This window comes from Stenotrophomonas daejeonensis (genome assembly GCF_001431505.1).
Taxonomy (GTDB): Bacteria; Pseudomonadota; Gammaproteobacteria; order Xanthomonadales; family Xanthomonadaceae; genus Stenotrophomonas; species Stenotrophomonas daejeonensis.
The window spans coordinates 1-19,853 of record NZ_LDJP01000019.1 but is presented as its reverse complement, the minus strand read 5'-3'; the positions used below and the strand labels follow the sequence as shown (position 1 = coordinate 19,853).

The window sequence follows — 19,853 nt, the reverse complement described above, 5'->3', positions numbered from 1 at the left end:
CCTAGGTTCGGGCTGTCGCTTACCTTGCCGGCCGAATCCTCGATCATGCCCCTGATGTCCCTGTGTGCGCCGGCCGACCGTCGCGCCATCCTGCGGACCGCGCTGGCTGCCACTGCGTAGCGTCTGCCCTGCTCGCCGGCGCGCGCGGCTTCCACCGCGGCGTTGAGCGCGAGGATGTTGGTCTGGAAGGCGATGCCGTCGATGACGCTGATGATGTCGGCGATCTTCTTCGACGAGGCCTCGATGGCCGACATGGTGGTGACGACCTTGCCGACGATCTCGCCGCCCTGCGAGGCCACGCCGTGTGCGCCCTGTGCCAGCTGGTTGGCCTGGCGTGCATGTTCGGCGTTCTGGCGCACGGTGGAGGTCAGCTCCTCCATCGATGCGGCGGTTTCCTCCAGGTTGGCCGCCTGCTGCTCGGTACGGCGCGACAGGTCGTTGTTGCCCGAGGCGATCTCGCCGGCGGCGGTGTTGATGCTGGATGCGGCGCCCTGGATGCGGCCGACGATAGAGGTCAGCTGCGCGACGGTGGCGTTGGCGTTGTCGCGCATCGTCGCGAACACGCCACGGAAATCGCCTTGCATGCGTATGGTGAGGTCGCCGCGGGCGATGGCCTGCAGCAGCGTGGAAATCTGCGACAGGTTGCCGTCGGTGGTGTCGATCATGGTGTTGAGGTTGTGCACCATGTCGTGGAAGTCGAACTCGAAGCGGCCTTCGTCGCCGCGTTGGCTGAAGTCGCCGGCGGCCGCGGCGCCGCTCAGGCGCTTGATCTCTTCGCTGATGGCGCCGAGGTTGCGCTTGATGGTGGCCATCGTCTCGGTGATCCCGGCCTTCTCGCCCGGCAGCGGCGGCATGTCGCGGCTGAGGTCGCCGATGGCGTAGCGCTGGGCCAGCTCGATGACCTGCGTTTCCATGTCGATGTGGCCGGCCACCAATTGGTTGGTGCCGGTGACCATCACCCCGTAGTCGCCGGGAAAGGCGGCCGCGTCCATGCGGTAGCTGGTGAAGCCGGCTTCATGGCGGCTTTCCATTTCGCGCTGCGCGGCGATCACCGCCTGCAGCTGTTCCTGCATGCGGCGCATGCTGCCCAGCAACTGGCCGGGTTCGTCGCGCGAGGTCTGGCGGATGTCGTTGTCCAGCCGGCCGCGGGCGATGGCGTCGGCGGTGGCGGTCGCCTGGCGCAGCGGGATGACGATGCGCTGGCCGATCAACCAGCCGAGGATGAACAGCAGTACCACCAGGACGCCGCCGGCCAGGGTCATGATGCCGGTGAACCGCCATGCCTGGGCCTGCACGTCGTCCATGTAGACGCCGGTGGCGACCACCCAGTTCCACGGCTGGTAGATGCGGGCATAGGCCATCTTCAGCACCGGCTTGTCGCCGTGCCCGGGCTTGGCCCAGTGGTAGGTGGTGTAGCCGTCGCCGTGCCTGACCGACTCCAGCTGGTCATGGAACAGGCGGTCGCCGTGCTCGGTGCGGTAGTCCTTCAGATCCTGCCCGACCAGGTCCTTCCGCAACGGATGCATCAGCATCCTGTTGTCGGTGTCCAGGACGTAGAAGTAGTTGTCGTTGTCGTCCGTGTGCAGGGTGCCGAGCGTGGCCAGCGCCTGCCGTTGCGCCTCCTCCTGCGACAACACGCCGTCCTGCGCCTGCTTCCGGTAGCTGTCGAGCACGCTGTTGGCCAGCTGCACGCGGATGTCCAGCGCGATCTGCCGGGTCTTGTTGACGTCCAGGTACTGGAAGCGCGCGGCGATGACGGCGACGGCGATCACGCCGATCGCGCTGAGCAGGGTCAGCACGATCAGCTTGCGCTGGACGGACAGGTTGGCGAGGGCGCGCGACAGCGATTGGAGGATATTCATTTGGGAACGGGCGACGGGCAATGGGGCGGTTGGCAAGGGCGGCATGGCCAACCGACGGCATGCAACCGGGAGCTTCCCAAGCCGTTATCGGCAGGGGGCGGCGATAGTTGAGAAAAACCCCGGCCGGGGCCGGGGTTTTCGGTGGGTTGGGTCAGAATTCCTGCCAGTCGGATTCGGCCTCTTCCAGCACCGGAATCTTTTCTGCGCTGCGTGGGCGCGTACTGGCGGGGATGTCGAAGGAAGCGGCTTCGGCAACGGCCAGTGCCGGCCTGGCCGCGCTTGCGGCAGGCGCCGGCGCCGGTGCGTCCTCCTGTTCCTCCAGGCGGAACAGGGCCACGGCCTCGGCCAGGTGCGCGGCCTGCTCTTCCATCGAACGGGCGGCGGCGGTGGCTTCCTCGACCAGCGCGGCGTTCTGCTGGGTGGTCTCGTCCATCTGGGTCACGGTCTGGTTGACCTGCTCGATGCCGGCGCTCTGCTCCTGCGAAGCGGCAGAGATCTCGGCCATGATGTCGGTCACGCGCTGCACCGAGCTGACGATCTCGCCCATCGTGTTGCCGGCGCGGTGCACCAGCTGCGAGCCTTCGCTGACCTTGCCGACCGAGTCCTCGATCAGCTCCTTGATCTCCTTGGCGGCACCGGCCGAACGCTGCGCCAGCGTGCGCACTTCCGAGGCGACCACGGCGAAGCCGCGGCCCTGCTCGCCGGCACGCGCGGCTTCCACCGCGGCGTTGAGCGCAAGGATGTTGGTCTGGAAGGCGATGCCGTCGATGACGCTGATGATGTCGGCGATCTTCTTCGAGGAGGCTTCGATGGCCGACATGGTGGTGACCACCTGGCCGACCACCTGTCCGCCCTGCGAGGCGACGTCGGCCGCGCCCTGTGCCAGCTGGTTGGCCTGGCGGGCGTGCTCGGCGTTCTGGCGCACGGTGGAGGTCAGTTCCTCCATCGACGCGGCGGTTTCTTCGAGGTTGGCGGCCTGCTGCTCGGTACGGCGCGACAGGTCGTTGTTGCCCGAGGCGATCTCGCCGGCGGCGGTGTTGATCGACACGGTGGACTGCTTGATGCGGCCGACGATGTCGGTCAGCTGCTCGGCGGTGGCGTTGGCGTCGTCGCGCATGCGGGCGAACACGCCGTGGAAGTCGCCGTTCATGCGCGCGGTCAGGTCGCCCTGGGCGATGGCCTGCATCAGGGTGGAAACCTCGCCCAGGCTGCGGTCGGTGCTCTCCATCATGGTGTTGATGTTGTGCACCATTTCGAGGAACTCGTGCTCGAAGCGGCCCTCGTCGCCACGCAGGCTGAAGTCGCCGTTGGCCGCCGCGCCGCTCAGCTGGCGGATCTCGTGGCTGATGGCGGTGAGGTTGCGCTTGATGGTGGCCATCGTCTCGGTGATCTCGGCCTTCTCGCCCGGCAGCGGCGGCATGTCGCGGCTGAAGTCGCCGACGGCGTAGCGCTGGGCCAGCGCGATGATTTCCATCTTCACGTCGATGTGGCCGGCCACCAGCTGGTTGGTGCCGGCAACCATCACCCCGTAGTCGCCGGGGAAGGGGGCGGCATCCATGCGGTAGCTGATGATGCCCGCGGCATGCTGGCGCTCCATCTCCGCCTGTGCGGCGATGACCGCCTGCACCTGCGCCTGCATGCGCTGCATGGCGGTGAGCAGCTGGCCGACCTCGTCGCGGCGCGAGACGTCGATCCTGCTGTCCAGCTTGCCGCTGGCCACGTCGTTGGCCACGGCCACGGCGCCGCGTACGCTGCCCACCAGCGAGCGGGCGAACAGCCAGCCCAGCACCAGGCCGGCGGCGATGCCGACGACCAGGCCGATGACGATCAGGGTCAGCGACGAGGCATAGGTGGAGGAGGCATCGACCACGGCGTTGTCGCCGCGGCGGTCCTCGTCGGTGATCAGCTCCTGCATCGAGGCGGTGGCCTTGCGGTGCAGGTTGCGTGTTTCGCCGACGAAGGTGTCGATGGCGTCGTCCGGCAGCTCCAGCTCCAGCATCTCGTTGACGCTGTCGTAGGACGCCAGCGCGGCCTTCCAGTCGGCGGTGAAGGTGTCGAACAGCTTGCGCTGCTGGGCGTCGTCGATCAGCTTGGAGTACTGGGCGATGGCCTTGTCGATCTCCCCGCGCAGTTCCACGGTGCGCTTGCGCGCGTCGGCCTTCACTTCGTCGCTGGCGCGCACCAGGCTCTGGTAGGAGGTGTTGCGGTATTCGCTGACCAGCGAGTTGAGCTCGCCGGCCAGGCGGATGCTTTCCATCCGCTGCTGCCCGAGGTTCTCGGTGACGCTGTTCAGGGACGACAGCCCGCGGTAGGCAACGACGCCCTGGATGAGCATCACCAACAGGACGACGCCGAAGGTGAGCATCAGCTTCGGCATCAGTTTGAGGTTCTTGATCCACTGCATGGGTGCGTTGTCTCCTGCGGCATTCCCCGGCGAGCTGGGCGGGGGCCAGCGCCGGCCGGGCCGGCGTGGCGAGGTACGGGGTGCGGGTTACTTGATGTTGGCCAGCTTCAGGTTGGACGGCGAGGTGACCTCGATCTCGGCGCGCGAGGCGTCGCGGGCGATCTTGCCGATCGCGCACACGGTCTTGCCTTCCAGCGTCAGCAGGTCGAAGGTGAAGTTGCCGCGGGCCGAGCCCGGGATGCGCGCCGAGAAGGTGTGGCGCGGGAAGGCGCCGCCCATGTGCAGGAAGGTCGGCTGGCCTTCGGAGCCTTCGGCGTAGCGGGCCTTCTCGACCTTGCCGCAGACCATGCCGTCCTTGCCGACGAAACGGGTGGCGGTTTCCGGCGGGATCATCTCGTCGGCGGCGGCGGCCAGCGAAACGCTTGCCAGCAGGGCCGCGGACATCAGCGAAATGAGGGACTTGGACATCTGTTTTACTCCGGGAGGGTTTGGGTCTGGTTCGTCCGGCCAGGCGCCGGGCACGCGATCCGTATCGGCCGCAACCGTCCGTGCTGAAAGCGGGATGCTTGGAAGTGTGATGCGTTTCGCAGTGCGGTCAGGCGGCGACTTCGTCGCCGGTCGTGATCTGGCCGAGGTCGGCGGTGTCCAGCAGCGTCTCGATGTCGAGCAGGATCAGCATGCGCTCGTCCTGGGTGCCGATGCCGGAGATGAAGCGGGTGTCCACCGCGGCGCCGAACTCCGGCTTGGGGCGGATCTGCTCGGCGCTGAGCGGGATCACGTCCGAGACGCTGTCCACCACGATGCCGACCACCCGGTCCTCCATGTTGAGCACGATCATCACGGTGAAGGCGTCGTAGCGGGCCTGCTCCAGGCGCAGCTTCAGGCGCAGGTCGATGACCGGCACGATGGTGCCGCGCAGGTTGATCACGCCCTTGATGTAGTCCGGCGCGTCGGGCACGCGGGTGACCGCGTCGTAGCCGCGGATCTCCTGCACCTTGAGGATGTCCACGCCGTAGTGCTCGTTGCCGAGGGTGAAGCTGAGGTATTCGCCGCCCGTGCCGGCGGCAGTGGTGGAAGTATCGTTCATGGTGGTTCCTGGTCCTGGCGGGCTGCCGGTGCGGAGAGCTGACACAGCGGATATCGGCCGGGATGGCCGGGACTTTAGGGGCGAATCCCGTAGATGCGGGGCTTGCCCCGCATGAGGCTTTACCGGCAGAGTCCCGTGCCTGTCCCGAAAAGGGATGCAGGCACAAGCCCGGCACCTACGGTGGGTGTACCGTTCCTTCGGCTCCGCGGGCACGAAGGGCGGGGATTTTCAGCCATCGCCGTTCAGGCGTGCCTTGCGCTCGCGGTCGATGCGGAAGATGTAGCGCTGGATGGCGGCGTCGGCGCCGCGCGGCAGCGCCTCGAAGCGCAGCCCCACGCGCTCCTGCTCGACGCCGTTGGCCTGCTTGCGCGTGACCAGGCTGCAGACCACCAGGTTGGTGGTGATCGCGGTGCCGTCGGGCAGTTCCAGCACGCAGCCGGCATGGCGCTGCTGCAGCTTGAACACCTGCTGCTCGGCCGGCAGCAGCAGGGCGATGCCGCCGGCGCTGATGTCGACCGCGCGCCAGCGCAGCGGCTCGCCGCCGGCCGGGTCGGGGACGCTGCACCACGGCGAGTCGCCGACCGGCGTCTCCAGCCGGTACAGCTCGCGCCGCTGCAGGTGGTAGAGCTCCTCCGGCAGTTCCACCCGGAAGGCGACGTGCCCGCCTTGTTCCTGCTGCTGCGGCTGCTCCACGCGGAAGCGCACCATCACCTTGTCCACCTGCGCGAAGCAGAGCAGGAAACCGGCGTTGGCGGCGCTGCGGTTGACCGCCGGCATCGGGCTGCCGTCGAGCAGCACGCCGTCCTCGTCCACTTCCAGCACCGCGCTGGGGAAGGACTGCTCGCGCCCGTCCGGGTGCGCGCTGAGGGTGGCGCGCTGGTCGATCAGCGCCTGCATCAGCATGCGAATCTGCCGCCGGTTGCGGACCATGTACTTCTCGTCGGCATACAGGTTGCCGTCGAACGAGGTTTGCGAGGATTCCGTGGGTTCGTGCTCGGACATGATCTCTGGAACAGGTGAAGACAGACACCGGGCAGCGGCGGACCGCGCAGGCCATCAAGGGGTATCGGCGGTTCGGCGTGGCTCTTTAGGGGAGGGCCGCGCGGGCTGCCGGTCGGCGTGGTCTAGAACTCCTGCCAGTCGTCGTTGTCGGCGGCCACCGGCTCGATGACCGTGGCTGCCGCGGCGGGTGGAAGAAGGGGGGCGGTTGCCGGTCGTGGCGCCGGCTTCGGGCTTGCCGATGCCGGCGCCGATGCGCTGCGGGTGCGGAACAGGGCCACGGCCTCGGCCAGCTGGTTGGCCTGTTCCTCCATCGAACGCGCGGCGGCAGTGGCTTCCTCCACCAGCGCGGCGTTCTGCTGGGTGGTCTCGTCCATCTGGGTCACGGTCTGGTTGACCTGCTCGATGCCGGCGCTCTGCTCCTGCGAGGCGGCGGAGATCTCGGCCATGATGTCGGTCACCCGCTGCACCGAGCTGACGATCTCGCCCATCGTGCTGCCGGCCTGGTGCACCAGTTGCGAGCCGTCGGCGACCTTGCCGACCGAATCCTCGATCAGGCCCTTGATCTCCTTGGCCGCGCCGGCACTGCGCTGCGCCAGCGTGCGTACCTCGCTGGCGACCACGGCGAAACCACGACCCTGTTCGCCGGCGCGCGCGGCTTCCACCGCGGCATTGAGCGCGAGGATGTTGGTCTGGAAGGCGATGCCGTCGATGACGCTGATGATGTCGGCGATCTTCTTCGAGGAGGCCTCGATGGCCGACATGGTGGTGACGACCTTGCCGACGATCTCGCCACCTTGGGAAGCCACGCCGTGCGCGCCCTGCGCCAGCTGGTTGGCCTGCCGGGCATGCTCGGCGTTCTGGCGCACGGTGGAAGTCAGTTCCTCCATCGACGCGGCGGTTTCTTCGAGGTTGGCGGCCTGCTGCTCGGTACGGCGCGACAGGTCGTTGTTGCCCGAGGCGATCTCGCCGGCGGCGGTGTTGATGCTGGACGCGGCGGTCTGGATGCGGTCGATGATGCCGGTGAGCTGGATGACCGTGGCGTTGGCGTCGTCGCGCATGCCGGCGAACACTCCACGGTAGTCGCCTTCCATCTGCACGGTGAGGTCGCCGTGCGAGAGCGCGCGCAGCACGCCGGAAACCTGCTCGACGCTGCTGCCGATGGCCGCCAGCAGGCCGTTCAGCTGTTCGGAAATCTGCAGCAGGAAGCCGCTCTTGCCTTCCAGGGTGACGCGCCCGGACAGGTCGCCGCTGGCGGCCGCGGCGATGATGTCGCTGACCTCCTGCTCGATCTCCACTTCCGCGGTGCGGTCGTCCCACTCCACCACGTAGCCGATGCGGTTGCCGTCGGCGTCGGTCACCGGGTTGATGATCAGGCGCATGATGTGGTTGCCCACGTTGATCTGCGCGCTGTGGGTGCCGCGCAGCTCGCCCAGCAGCTTGCGCTGGTGCGCGGGCTGCTTGTGGAACATGTCGATGCTGCTGCCGACCAGGCTGTGCATGTCGAACTGCGGCAGGTCGCGGCGGATGTCCTGCTCGGCCTTGCCCAGCATCCCGAACAGCGGGCGGTTGGCGTAGATGATGTTGAGGTCGGCGTCGGCGATCATCACGCTGGTGGTGACGTCGTCCAGCGCGGTGCGGATGCGCAGGTCCTCGGCGGCGCGGGCACGGTCCTGGTCGGCGCGTGCCTTCAGCTGCACGATCATCTCGCCGATGGCGGCGTACATCTGCCCGATCTCGTCACGCGAATGGTGGTCCACGCGCGCATCCAGCTCGCCGCGGGACACGGCCTGGATCGCGCCGAGCGCGCCGGACAGCGGGCGCAGGATGGAGCGGGCGATGAACCAGCACGACAGCAGCGCCGACAGCAGCACCAGCACGCCGGCCACGACCAGTACCTTGCTGAAGCTCCACGCGCGCGCGGCGATGTCGTCGGTGTATTCGCCGCTGCCGATGATCCAGCCCCAGCGCTTGTGCAGGCCGACGTAGGAAATCTTCTGTACCGAGCCCTCGACGCCGGGCTTGGGCCAGGTGTAGTCGATGAAGCCGCCGCCGTGCTCGCGCCCCATCTTGACCATCTCGACGAAGATCTTCTTGCCGTCGGTGCTGGTGGCGTCGGTCAGGTCCTTGCCGTTCAGCGCCGTCTGGTACGGGTGCATCAGCATGGTGGGGTGTTCGTCGTTCACCCACAGGTAGTCGCTGCCATTGGCGCTGCGCAGCGATTCGATGGCGGCCAGCGCCTGTTGCCGGGCGTCCTCGTCGCTCAGCTCGCCGGCCTCGGCGCGGTCGGCGTAGCGGTTGGCCAGCGCCAGCGCCGCTTCCACGCGTGTGTGCAGCATCTGGCGTTCGTTGTGGATCAGCTCGTCATGGTTGCGCTTGGCGGTGACCACACACAGGGCCACGATCCCGGCGGCGAGGATGCCCAGCATCAGCAGGAATTTCCGCCGCAGCGGCATGTCGCTGAAGACGCGCGAAAGCGCATGACCGTTCATCAGGCTGTCCCCTCTTCGTTGCCGTGCGGGATGGCACCATCCTGTCATCACCGGGTCACGGGATGTCCAGCATTCTGCCGGGTTATCGGCGCCGGCAGCGGTATCTGTAGGGGGAGCGGGAACGATCACTGCATGCCGGCCCGCGAGGCTGCGGGCCGGCATGGTGCCCGGCCGAAAGGCCGGGCGGGGCTCGGGGAGTTCAGAACTCCTGCCAGCCTTCGTCGCCGGCCGTGACCGGCTCGATGCTGCGGACGGGAGCCGGACGCGCGGGCGCAGGCCTGGCGGCGGCCTTGGCCTTGCCGGTGTTCTTGCGGGTATTGCCGGCGGCCGGCCCGGTGGCGAGGCGGAACAGGGCGACGGCCTCGGCCAATTGCGCGGCCTGTTCTTCCATCGAACGGGCGGCGGCGGTGGCTTCCTCGACCAGCGCAGCGTTCTGCTGGGTGGTCTCGTCCATCTGCGTCACGGTCTGGTTGACCTGCTCGATGCCGACGCTCTGCTCCTGCGAGGCGGCGGAAATCTCGGCCATGATGTCGGTGACGCGCTGCACCGAGGTGACGATCTCGCCCATCGTGCTGCCGGCCTGGTGCACCAGTTGCGAGCCCTCGCTGACCTTGCCGACCGAATCCTCGATCAGGCCCTTGATCTCCTTGGCGGCGCCGGCCGAACGCTGCGCCAGCGTGCGTACCTCGCTGGCGACCACGGCGAAGCCGCGGCCCTGCTCGCCGGCACGCGCGGCTTCCACCGCGGCGTTGAGCGCGAGGATGTTGGTCTGGAAGGCGATGCCGTCGATGACGCTGATGATGTCGGCGATCTTCTTCGACGAGGCCTCGATGGCCGACATGGTGGTGACGACCTTGCCGACGATCTCGCCACCTTGGGAAGCCACGCCGTGCGCGCCCTGCGCCAGCTGGTTGGCCTGGCGGGCATGCTCGGCGTTCTGGCGCACCGTGGAGGTCAGTTCCTCCATCGAGGCGGCGGTTTCTTCGAGGTTGGCCGCCTGCTGCTCGGTGCGGCGCGACAGGTCGTGGTTGCCCGAGGCGATCTCGCCGGCGGCGGTGTTGATGCTGGACGCCGCGCCCTGGATGCGGCCGACGATGGTGGTCAGCTGTGCGACGGTGGCGTTGGCGTCGTCGCGCATCGTCGCGAACACCCCCTCGAAGTCGCCCTCCATGCGTGAGGTCAGGTCGCCGTTGGCGATGGCCCGCAGCAGGCCGGAAACCTGGCCGAGGTTGTCGTCGGTGGTCTGCATCAGCCGGTTGAGGCTGAGCATGATCTCGCGGAAGTCGTACTGGTAGCCGTCGGCATCGCCGCGCTGGCTGAAGTCGCCGCGGGCGGCGGCATCGCCGAGCTGGCGGATGCCCTGGCTGATCGCGCTCAGGTTGCGCTTGATCGTGGTCATGGTCTCGGTGATCTCGGCCTTCTCGCCGGGCAGTTCCGGCATGTCCTGGCTGAAGTCGCCGATGGCGTAGCGCTGCGCCAGCGCGATGATCTGCATCTTGGTGGCGATGTGCTTGGCGACCAGCTGGTTGGCGCCGGCGACCATCACCCCGTAATCGCCGGGGAAGGCGGCCTCGTCCATGCGGTAGCTGATGTTGCCCAGGTCGTGGTGGTGGGCCATTTCGTTCTGGGCGTTGATGACCGACTTGAGCTGGGTCTGCATGTCGCGCATCGCTGCCAGCAGGCGGCCGCCCTCGTCCTGCGACTCGACCACGATGTCCGCGTCCAGCCGCCCGGAGGCCACGCCGCGGGCGATGCCGATGGCGCGCTGCAGCGGCTTGCTGATGGCGCGGGCGATCAGCAGGCCGAAGCCGATGCAGGCCGCCAGCCCCAGCAGGCCCAGCAGCAGGCCGCCGAGCATGGCGCGGTTGGAGCTGTCCACCGCGCCCTGCACGGTGGCGCGGAAGCGCTCGTCGGCCTTCTTCTGCGCGGCGGTGAGGTGGTTGCGGTAGGTGTCCAGCGCCTGCGCCATCGCGCCGACCTTGTCCGGGTCGGCGTCGGGGTTCTGGGTGACGAAGTCCTCGGCCACCGAATAGGCGGTGGTGTAGTAGTCGTCGAACTCGCGGCCGAGCTCGGCCATCGTGCCGGTCTGCTCGTGGTCGATCTTCTGCAGGCGCACGTAGGACTCGGCCACCTTGGCGGCGGTGGCGCGGGTGGCCTCCAGCATGTCGCGGTCGCCGGCCGCGGCCGCGCCGTTGAGCCCGTTGATGACGTCGTCCAGCGCGGCGACGTTGCGGGTCATCGTGTCGAGCACCGGGAAGTGGACGTCGCGCACGGCCTGCAGGCGGTCGTTGTTGCTGTTGAACACGAACGTGCTGAAGCCGAGGTAGGCCAGCAGGCACAGGATGGACAGCCCGGCCGGCGCGAGGATTTTCCAGAACAGGGGCAGTGCGAGGATGCGCTTCATGGGGTACGGCTCATGGATGGCGAAGGACGCCGCCACCGGCCGGTGGCGGCGGGAACGATCGGGATCAGGGCCGCAGCACGACCTTGACGCTGCCATCGACGGCGCCGGCGCTGATGTAGCCGATCGCGCCGGGGGTGCCGGCCACGGCGCTCTTGACCGCGGCGTCGCCGGAAACCTTGCGCGGGCGCTGCGCCTTGCCGGTGAACATCAGCTGCGACCAGTAGGCCTTCATCTGCGCCGCGTCCTTGCCGGTCACCTTGCTGTAGAAGTCGTTGCGCGCCGCGGCGCCTTCGTCCTGGTCGATCGGCGTGGCCTTGTCGCCACCGGGCAGGGCCAGCGACTTGGCCAGGAAGATCTGCGACACCTGGGCCTGGCTGAGGCTGGAAACGTTGCTGTCGGCCGCCATCACGACGACCACGTCCGCATGCGCCAGCGCGCAGGCGGTGGACAGGGACGCCAACAGGAGCAGGCGCGGGAAGAACGGGAATTTCATGCGTGCGCTCCGGGTCAGAAGACGAAATCGACGGAAGCCGAGATCAGGTTGTAGCTGCGGCCGGGCTGGAAGCCGGGCTGCTGGTTGCCCAGCGAGCCATAGGAGCCGGCGTGGTTGCTGACGTGGCTGCCCTGCAGCTTGACGGCGATGCTGTCGCGCACGTCCCAGCGCAGCGAGGCGGTGTAGCTGTGGCGGCTGCTGTTGTTGCCGGCCACGGCCTGGTTGAGCAGCCCGACCGGGTCCAGCGCGCCGGGCGCCTTCAGGCCGCTGACGTCGACGTGGGCATAGGTGAAGGCGGGCGTCCACGCGCCGCGGCGGAAGCCGGCGCTCAGGTAGCCGGAGGTGGTCTTGCCGGAAATCGACGGCGCGTAGTCGGCCTGGATGGCCTCGGTGCGCAGGAACCAGTTGCCGGGGTCGTAGCTGTAGCCGATGCCGCTGAACTTGCCGTCCATGCTGCGCGGGTCCAGCTTGCCGGCGGCCTCGACCAGCGGCGGGATCGGCAGGGTGGCGTAGAAGTCGAACAGCTGCTCGATGCTGTCGCTGGAGTAATGGACCTTGCCGCGGATATGGCTGATGCGGAAGCTGGAGGAGCCGTGGTCCACCTGCACGCCGAGGCCGTACATGCCATCGACCTCGACCAGTTCGGAGTCGATGTGGCCGTAGAACGCCTGCAGGCCGACCAGGGTGTCGCCGGCATTGAGGGTGTACTGGCCCTCGATGCCGTCCATCGCCAGCAGGTAGTTGTAGACCTCCTGCGGCGGCCGCGCCCACGGCATGGCGTAGCCCACGCGCTGGTATTCGGAGAGCATGTACAGCGGCGCGGTGATGCGGCCCAAGCGGGCGCTGAAGCTGGGCGAGAAGCGGTACTTCACGTGCGCCAGCGAGATTTCCGGCTTGTAGGACTCGGTCACGGCGTATTCGCTGACCGCCTGCACCACGCCGGTGAAGTCGTCGGTGAAGTTGGCGTCGAGCTGCAGCGCGAAGCGCGAATCCAGGTTGGCGGAGGTGGAGTGGCTGGCGCCCACGCCCTTGCCGGTCTGGAAGTCCGGGTGCACGTCGGCGTTGTCCTCGGTGGAATGCGCCACGCCCAGCGTGCCGAAGCCGCTGAGGGTGAAGCGGTCGCTGCCATTCTGGGCATGGGCCATTTGCGCACAGGCCAGCGCGACCGCCACTGCGATCAGGTATTTCTTGCGATTCATGTGAACTCTCGGTAGGGCAGATGGAGTGGGTTGGCGGCACCAAGGGGTGCCGCGCGGCGCCAAGGGCGTGTTCGCGTGCCGCATTCGGGCGCTCCCGTGACTGGGATAGCGGCGGGAAGTGCCAAAGGTTTAGGCGCGTGCCGGGGAAGGGGACCGAACCGTGACCGGATCGGCCCTTGGGCATCGGGGCGAGCGGATGGAGCCGCAGCTATCACCTGCCAGGGGGATGACTGCGGTGTGACGCCCGTCTCAGAACTCCCGCCAGTCGTCATCGTCGGCAGGGACGAGGGATGCCGTGGTGGCCTGTTTTGCGGCGGGTTCGCGGCGTGGCGCTGAGCCGGCCGCCCTGCCGCTCGCGGCCGCGGGCCGAGGCGGGGATGCCGGGGCCGCGGCGGTGGTGCGGAACACGGCCACGGCCTCGGCCAGTTGGTTGGCCTGTTCCTCCATCGCGCGTGCGGCGGCGGTGGCTTCCTCGACCAGCGCGGCGTTCTGCTGGGTGGTCTCGTCCATCTGCACGACGGTCTGGTTGACCTGCTCGATGCCGGCGCTCTGCTCCTGCGAGGCGGCGGAGATCTCGGCCATGATGTCGGTGACACGCTGCACCGAGCTGACGATCTCGCCCATCGTGCTGCCGGCCTGGTGCACCAGCTGCGAGCCGTCGGCGACCTTGCCGACCGAGTCCTCGATCAGGCCCTTGATCTCCTTGGCCGCACCGGCACTGCGCTGCGCCAGCGTACGTACCTCGCTGGCGACCACGGCGAAGCCGCGGCCCTGCTCGCCGGCACGCGCGGCTTCCACTGCGGCGTTCAACGCGAGGATGTTGGTCTGGAAGGCGATGCCATCGATGACGCTGATGATGTCGGCGATCTTCTTCGAGGAGGCTTCGATGGCCGACATGGTGGTGACGACCTTGCCGACGATCTCGCCGCCCTGCGAGGCCACGCCGTGTGCGCCCTGTGCCAGCTGGTTGGCCTGGCGTGCATGTTCGGCGTTCTGGCGCACGGTGGAGGTCAGCTCCTCCATCGATGCGGCGGTTTCCTCCAGGTTGGCCGCCTGCTGCTCGGTACGGCGCGACAGGTCGTTGTTGCCCGAGGCGATCTCGCCGGCGGCGGTGTTGATGCTGGATGCGGCGTTCTGGATGCGGCCGATGATCGAGGTCAGCTGCGCGACGGTGCTGTTGGCGTCGTCGCGCATCGCCGCGAACACGCCGTGGAAGTCGCCCTGCATGCGCGCGGTGAGGTCGCCGCGGGCGATGGCCTGCAGCAGGCTGGATACCTGCGCCAGGTTGCCGTCGGTGGTTTCCATCAGCTGGTTGAGGCCGGCGACCATCGCGTGGAAGTCGTGCTGGAAGCGGTCCTCATCGCCGCGCAGGCTGAAATCGCCGGCGGCCGCGGCGCTGGCCAGGCGCTTGATCTCGGCGTTGATCGCCGACAGGCTGGCCTTGGTTTCGTCCATCGCCTGGGTGATCGCCGCCTTCTCGCCGGGCAGGCGGTCCATGTCTACCGACAGGTCGCCGACGGCGTAGTGCTTCATCACCTCGATCAGGCGCTGCTGCACCTGCACGTGCGAGCCGACCAGTGCGTTGGTTTCCTGCACCATGCGGCCGTAGTCGCCGGCGAAGCCCGAGGCGTCGATGCGGTAGCCGATGCTGCCCTCGTCATGGCGGGTGGCCATTTCGTTCTGCGCCTGGATGACCGCGCGGATCTGGGCGCGCATGTTCGACTGCGCCCGCAGCAGCTGGCCCAGTTCGTCGTTGCGGCGCTGGGGGATGACGGTGTCCAGCCGGCCCTGGGCGACGTCGCCGGAGACGCGCACGGCGTCGGCCAACGGGCGCAGCACCATCGCACGCAGCAGCAGCCACAGGCCGGCGCAGAGCGAGGCGGCGGCGAGCAGCCCGACCAGCGCCACCAGCCCGAGAAGCGAACGCGCCTGCGCGGTCAGCAGGTCGCGCGGCACGTGGATGCCCAGCGCGAAGCGCCGGTTGTTCTCGCCCACGCGCAGTGGTGCGTAGACCTTCACCATGCCGTTGGCGTCGGCACTGAAGTCGGTGTAGAGCTTGTCTTCGGCGGTGGCGGCCAGGATCGCCTTGGTGGTGGCGTCCTCGCGCTTCTTGCCGATCTCGCCGGCATCCGGCGAGCCCACCACCGTGCCCATCGGCGACAGCAGTTCGGCGTGGCCCGCGCCCATCGGCTTGAGCTGCGACACGCGCTGCTGCAACCGGGAAAGCTCGAAGTCGGAGGTGACCACGCCCAGCACCTCGTCGCCTTCCATGATCGGGATGGCGATGGTGGTCAGCAGCAGGGTCCTGCCGCCGACCTCGTACGGGTAGGGCTCGATGATGACCGGCTTCTTCAGGGTCTTGGGGGTGACGTACCACGCGCCCAGCTCGGGGTCGTCGTAGTCGCGCAGCGGCTCGCTGACCAGTTCGTCGCCGACCCGCGCCCAGTAGCTCATGAAGCGCCCGGTATCGTCGTGCGACGGGGCGTTGACGAACTCGGCGTCCTTGCCGTCGAACGCCTCGGGTTCGAACAGCACGCAGGTGCCTGCGCGTTCGGGGTGCGCCACCAGTTGCTGCTTGAGGGTCTGGTCCACGGTGGCGCGGCTGATCTGGCCGCGCTGGACCAGCAGGCTCTCGGCCAGCGTCTGCGTCGCGTCGTAGGTCTGGCTCATCTCGATGGCCATGCGCTGCGCCTCGAACTGGGCCAGGTTCTCCAGCGTGGCCTGCGAGGAGGCCAGCAGCGCGCGGCTGCTCTTCCAGTAACTGATGGCGGCGGTGAGGCCGAAGGCGGCCAGGGCGATCAGGGCGATGCCCAGCATCAGGCGGGAGGCGACGCTGCTCTTCTGCTCGCTGGAGGCGGGGCGGCGGGGCGGTGTGGACATGGCAGGGCCGATGGCGGTGGTATCTCCAGCGGTATCGGACCGGGTTGGCGATTCTTGAGGATGGTTTCAGCTGTCGCCCGATGACGGAAATGGCAGGAGCGACGTCAGTCGCGACCGGGCTTTACCGGCAATACCCCGGTCGCGACTGGCGTCGCTCCTGCATGAAAACTTCCCGGGGGATCAGAATTCCTGCCAGTCGCCTTCGTCGCGCGCGGCCGGTTCTATGGCTGCCGCGGGCTTGGGTTTGGATGGAGTGGCGGCTACCGGCTTCGGCACGGGTTTCGGGCTGGCCGGTGGCGGCGCGTTGCCGATGCGGAACACGGCCACCGCTTCGGTCAGCTGGTTGGCCTGTTCCTCCATCGAACGCGCGGCGGCGGTGGCTTCCTCGACCAGCGCGGCGTTCTGCTGGGTGGTCTCGTCCATCTGGGTGACGGTCTGGTTGACCTGCTCGATGCCGGCGCTCTGCTCCTGCGAGGCGGCGGAAATCTCGGCCATGATGTCGGTCACCCGCTGCACCGAGGTGACGATTTCGCCCATCGTGCTGCCGGCCTGGTGCACCAACTGCGAGCCGTCGGCGACCTTGCCGACCGAATCCTCGATCAGGCCCTTGATCTCCTTGGCCGCGCCAGCCGAACGCTGCGCCAGCGTGCGCACTTCGGAGGCGACCACGGCGAAACCACGACCCTGTTCGCCGGCACGCGCGGCTTCCACCGCGGCATTGAGCGCGAGGATGTTGGTCTGGAAGGCGATGCCGTCGATGACGCTGATGATGTCGGCGATCTTCTTCGACGAGGCTTCGATGGCCGACATGGTGGTGACCACCTGGCCGACGATCTCGCCGCCCTGCGAGGCCACGCCGTGCGCGCCCTGCGCCAGCTGGTTGGCCTGGCGTGCGTGTTCGGCATTCTGGCGCACGGTGGAGGTCAGTTCCTCCATCGATGCGGCGGTTTCCTCCAGATTGGCCGCCTGCTGCTCGGTACGGCGCGACAGGTCGTTGTTGCCCTGCGCGATTTCGGAGGCGGCCAGGTTGATGCTGGATGCGGCGCTCTGGATGCGGCCGACGATGCCGGTGAGGTGTTCGATGGTGGCATTGGTGTCGGCGGCGAGTTCGCCGAAACGGCCCGGCAGGTTGTCGTCGCTGCGGCGCGACAGGTCGCCCTCGGCCACGGCGGACATGGTCCGGCCGATCTCGGAGATGCCGTGGTCGGCGGTGACCATCAGGTTGTTGAGGGCATCGATCAGTTCGGCATAGACGAACTGGAAGCGGCCGGCGTCGCCACGCTGGCCGAAGTCGCCGGCCACGGCGGCGTCCACCAGCTTCTTGAGCTCGTGGTTGACGCTGAGCAGGCTGGCCTTGACCGCGTCCACCGCGGCGGTGGCCTGCGCCTTTTGCCCGGGCAGGCGGTCCACGTCGCGCGACAGGTCGCCGCGGCCATAGGCGGCCACGATGTCCAGGATGTGGAAGATGTCCTTCAGGTGGGCACCGACCAGCGTGTTGATGCCCTCGGCCATGTTGCCGTAGGCGCCGGGGAAGCGCTCGGCGTCGATGCGATGGTCGATGTTGCCGGCGGCGTGTTCGCTGGCCATGCGCGTCTGCGCGGCGGCGAATTCGCCGAGGGTGGCGACCATGCCGCGCATGGCGCGGGCCAGGGTGCCGATCTCGCTGGCGTCGTCGTGGCTGATTTTGCGTTCGAGGTCGCCGCGCGCGACCGCGTTGGCCAGGTCCACCACGTCATGCAGCGGGCGCACGATCGAGCGGCTGGTGCCGACGGCCGCCGTCGCCGCCAGCAGCAGGGCGACGATGGCCAGCACGGAGATCGCCAGCAGGCTGAAGCGGTAGCTCTGCTCCTGCGCGTCCACCGACTGGTCGAGCAGCCGGATGTTGTGCTCCACCAGTTCGGTCAGCTTGTCGGCGGTGGCCTGGCGCAGGTCGGCGGCGGCCTTGGCCGGTTCCATGTCGCCGACTTCGAGGGCGGCGACCAGGGCCTTGCTGTTGTCGAAGTAGCGGTCGGCGCGCGCCATGACCTCGCCGTACAGGGCGCGGTCGCGGGGATCGCTGATCTTGCGTTCGTAGACCTTGGCCAGGGTGAAGAATTCCTGGCTGCCCTGTTCCAGCTCGGCGGCGTATTCGGCGCGCTTGGCCTCGTCGTCGACGCTGGCCACCAGGCCGCGCTCGCTGACCCGGTATTCGGCCAGCATGGTGGACAGCCGGCCCAGGTCGCGGATCGCCGGCACCGAGTCGGTGGTGACCTTGCGCACCATCTTCTGGGTGTTGCCCATGCGCTGGGCGGCGAACCCGCCGGTGATCAGGATCAGCAGGGCCAGCGCGGAGAAGCCGATGGCAAGGCGCTTGCCGATGGAAAGATTCTGGAACATGGGAACTCCGGGCAACGATGGGATCGCGGCTGGGACGGCCGCTGCGCGGACGGGAAGACGCAGCGGTGACGGTTGCCCGGCGCGGACGGTGCGAGCCCGGCGCCGGGCTTTTGACAATTAGCGGCGATGCCGGGGAAACCTTGAGCCGGGAAGCGCCGGCGGCCGCCAATGCCTCAGAAGTACAGCTGCGCCCGCAACTGCAGGATTTCCGGCTGCACGTGGTTGCCGCCGCGGCGGGCGTCGGCGCGGATGTAGTTGGCCTGGAACTTCAGGTGGCTGCCGAGGTACCAGTTGGCGCCCAGCGTCCAGTTCGACTCGCGGCCGCCGTCGATGCCGGCGTCGTCCAGGTCGATGTGGCTGTAGCGGGCCAGCAGTTCCACCGCGCCGTATTTGCCGGTGGCCTTGGGATTGGCGACGTTGCCGCCGCCGTAGCTGCGCGACTGGCCGGTGAGCAGCCAGCTGCCGAGCAGGTACCAGCCGTCGCCGCGGTAGTCGGGCAGGGCGTGGCGGTGGGTGGTCTGGCGCAGGTATTCGCCCTGCAGCGACCACGGGCCTTCGATCCACAGCGCTTCCAGGCCGCGGCGGTCGATGCGGCCGACGTCGCGCAGGGTGCCCGAATCGACCAGCCGGGTGCCGGTCAGCGAGGCCTCGGGCTTGGCCCGCCAGCGCACGTTGGGGGCGATTTCCACGCCCAGGCCATTGGTTTCGGCATGGGGGTGCTCGCGGGTGGCGGAGGCGCCCAGGTGCAGCACGTGGGTGCTTTCCTTCCACGGGGTCCATGCCAGCCGTACGGCCTGGCTGTCGCCGCGGTTGTTGCCTTGCAGGTCGTGGCCGTAGGCACCGGCGTTGAGCAGCCAGCGCGGCCGCTCCAGCGCCCAGTCGATGCCGATGCGGCGGCCTTCGTAGAATGCCTGCGTGGGCAGGCTGTTTTCCATGAAGGCGCCGTTGCGGGTGGCGGTGTTGCCCTCGAAACCCAGCGGCAGTTTCATCTGGCCGATGCGCCACTTGCCGATGTCGCGGCCGGTCAGGCCCTTGCCGTCCAGCCGCAGCGCCACGTCCATCCAGGTGTCGGACTGGAAATCGTAGGCGGCGGTGAAGTCGTACAGGCCCTTGCGCTTGAGCGCGACGCCGAATTCCTTGCGGCGCCAGTCGTGGTCGTTTTCCAGCGCGCTGCCGTCGGCGTCGAAGTGGTTGACGTCCCAGGCGAAGTTGCCGGCGAGCGCGACCTCGGTGCCGTTGGCGAAGGTCAGCTTCGGTGGCCATGCGCTGGCCTGCGTCTCGGCGAACACCGGGGCGGCGAGGGCGAGCAGGGCGAGCGGGGCGATGCGTTTCATGCGAGTGTCCTTGGATTCAAAGACTCATTACCCAACAGGGCGCGAGGTGAATGCCCCTCTCCCCTTGGGGCGAGAAGGCACGGCTTGCGCGCCACTGGCGTGCGTGCCTTGGAGCGCCCCCGCCGCTGGCGGGGGCCGGGGCGCGGGTTGGGGAGAGGGTTCGGGCGAAGCCCTCGTGCGGCTTGATTCAAACAGCGGTATCCCGGTTGTCTTCCCCCCGGGCGCGTGGCGACGCGTTCGTCATCACGATCGCCGGTGATTCTTTGCGGCGCGGCTTCGCCCGAACCCTCATCCGCCCCTACGGGGCACCTTCTCCCGGAGGG

11 protein-coding genes and 2 pseudogenes are annotated in these 19,853 nt (G+C 68.4%); all 13 read right to left on the bottom strand.

Going from position 1 to position 19,853, the window contains the following annotated elements:
* Nucleotides 1-1,862 (bottom strand): cache domain-containing protein (locus ABB34_RS04265; RefSeq protein WP_057640014.1); only part of this gene is annotated, 1,862 nt, incomplete at its 3' end.
* 151 nt (nucleotides 1,863-2,013) lie between these two features.
* Nucleotides 2,014-4,266, bottom strand: coding sequence for a methyl-accepting chemotaxis protein (locus tag ABB34_RS15770; RefSeq protein ID WP_057640013.1), 2,253 nt, complete (start codon nucleotides 4,264-4,266; stop codon nucleotides 2,014-2,016).
* Between the two features lie 87 nt (nucleotides 4,267-4,353).
* Nucleotides 4,354-4,734: a hypothetical protein gene (locus ABB34_RS04255; RefSeq protein ID WP_057640012.1), complete on the bottom strand. Its 381-nt coding sequence runs from the start codon at nucleotides 4,732-4,734 to the stop codon at nucleotides 4,354-4,356.
* 127 nt (nucleotides 4,735-4,861) lie between these two features.
* The gene (locus ABB34_RS04250) at nucleotides 4,862-5,353 is read right to left on the bottom strand and encodes a chemotaxis protein CheW (RefSeq protein ID WP_057640011.1); all 492 of its coding nucleotides are present in this window, start codon (nucleotides 5,351-5,353) and stop codon (nucleotides 4,862-4,864) included.
* Between the two features lie 228 nt (nucleotides 5,354-5,581).
* A complete protein-coding gene (locus ABB34_RS04245; protein ID WP_057640010.1) occupies nucleotides 5,582-6,355 on the bottom strand; it encodes a flagellar brake protein in 774 nt (257 codons plus the stop codon).
* Nucleotides 6,356-6,477: 122 nt separating this feature from the next.
* Nucleotides 6,478-8,844, bottom strand: coding sequence for a methyl-accepting chemotaxis protein (locus ABB34_RS04240; protein ID WP_057640009.1), 2,367 nt, complete (start codon nucleotides 8,842-8,844; stop codon nucleotides 6,478-6,480).
* A 199-nt stretch (nucleotides 8,845-9,043) separates the two neighbouring features.
* Nucleotides 9,044-11,248, bottom strand: coding sequence for a methyl-accepting chemotaxis protein (locus ABB34_RS04235; protein ID WP_083490054.1), 2,205 nt, complete (start codon nucleotides 11,246-11,248; stop codon nucleotides 9,044-9,046).
* Between the two features lie 64 nt (nucleotides 11,249-11,312).
* Nucleotides 11,313-11,741, bottom strand: a complete 429-nt coding sequence (locus ABB34_RS04230; RefSeq protein WP_057640008.1) for a type 2 periplasmic-binding domain-containing protein — start codon at nucleotides 11,739-11,741, stop codon at nucleotides 11,313-11,315.
* Nucleotides 11,742-11,755: 14 nt separating this feature from the next.
* Nucleotides 11,756-12,940, bottom strand: coding sequence for a porin (locus ABB34_RS04225; protein WP_057640007.1), 1,185 nt, complete (start codon nucleotides 12,938-12,940; stop codon nucleotides 11,756-11,758).
* A 249-nt stretch (nucleotides 12,941-13,189) separates the two neighbouring features.
* A complete protein-coding gene (locus ABB34_RS04220) occupies nucleotides 13,190-15,820 on the bottom strand; it encodes a methyl-accepting chemotaxis protein (RefSeq protein WP_057640006.1) in 2,631 nt (876 codons plus the stop codon).
* 180 nt (nucleotides 15,821-16,000) lie between these two features.
* Nucleotides 16,001-17,623 (bottom strand): annotated as a pseudogene (locus tag ABB34_RS04215) (methyl-accepting chemotaxis protein); the annotation flags it as partial.
* Between the two features lie 48 nt (nucleotides 17,624-17,671).
* Nucleotides 17,672-18,196, bottom strand: a pseudogene (locus ABB34_RS15860) (MCP four helix bundle domain-containing protein); the annotation flags it as partial.
* 173 nt (nucleotides 18,197-18,369) lie between these two features.
* Nucleotides 18,370-19,530 carry an OprO/OprP family phosphate-selective porin gene (locus ABB34_RS04210; protein ID WP_057640004.1) on the bottom strand — a complete coding sequence of 387 codons (1,161 nt, stop codon included), beginning with the start codon at nucleotides 19,528-19,530 and terminating at the stop codon, nucleotides 18,370-18,372.
* Nucleotides 19,531-19,853 lie beyond the last annotated feature (323 nt).

Excerpts from the sequence above, each read along its gene's own strand:
- ABB34_RS15770 (WP_057640013.1), bottom strand. The coding sequence starts at position 4,266 with ATGCAGTGGATCAAGAACCTCAAACTGATGCCGAAGCTGATGCTCACC.
- ABB34_RS04255 (WP_057640012.1), bottom strand. The coding sequence starts at position 4,734 with ATGTCCAAGTCCCTCATTTCGCTGATGTCCGCGGCCCTGCTGGCAAGC.
- ABB34_RS04250 (WP_057640011.1), bottom strand. The coding sequence starts at position 5,353 with ATGAACGATACTTCCACCACTGCCGCCGGCACGGGCGGCGAATACCTC.
- ABB34_RS04245 (WP_057640010.1), bottom strand. The coding sequence starts at position 6,355 with ATGTCCGAGCACGAACCCACGGAATCCTCGCAAACCTCGTTCGACGGC.
- ABB34_RS04240 (WP_057640009.1), bottom strand. The coding sequence starts at position 8,844 with ATGAACGGTCATGCGCTTTCGCGCGTCTTCAGCGACATGCCGCTGCGG.
- ABB34_RS04235 (WP_083490054.1), bottom strand. The coding sequence starts at position 11,248 with ATGAAGCGCATCCTCGCACTGCCCCTGTTCTGGAAAATCCTCGCGCCG.
- ABB34_RS04230 (WP_057640008.1), bottom strand. The coding sequence starts at position 11,741 with ATGAAATTCCCGTTCTTCCCGCGCCTGCTCCTGTTGGCGTCCCTGTCC.
- ABB34_RS04225 (WP_057640007.1), bottom strand. The coding sequence starts at position 12,940 with ATGAATCGCAAGAAATACCTGATCGCAGTGGCGGTCGCGCTGGCCTGT.
- ABB34_RS04220 (WP_057640006.1), bottom strand. The coding sequence starts at position 15,820 with ATGTCCACACCGCCCCGCCGCCCCGCCTCCAGCGAGCAGAAGAGCAGC.
- ABB34_RS04210 (WP_057640004.1), bottom strand. The coding sequence starts at position 19,530 with ATGAAACGCATCGCCCCGCTCGCCCTGCTCGCCCTCGCCGCCCCGGTG.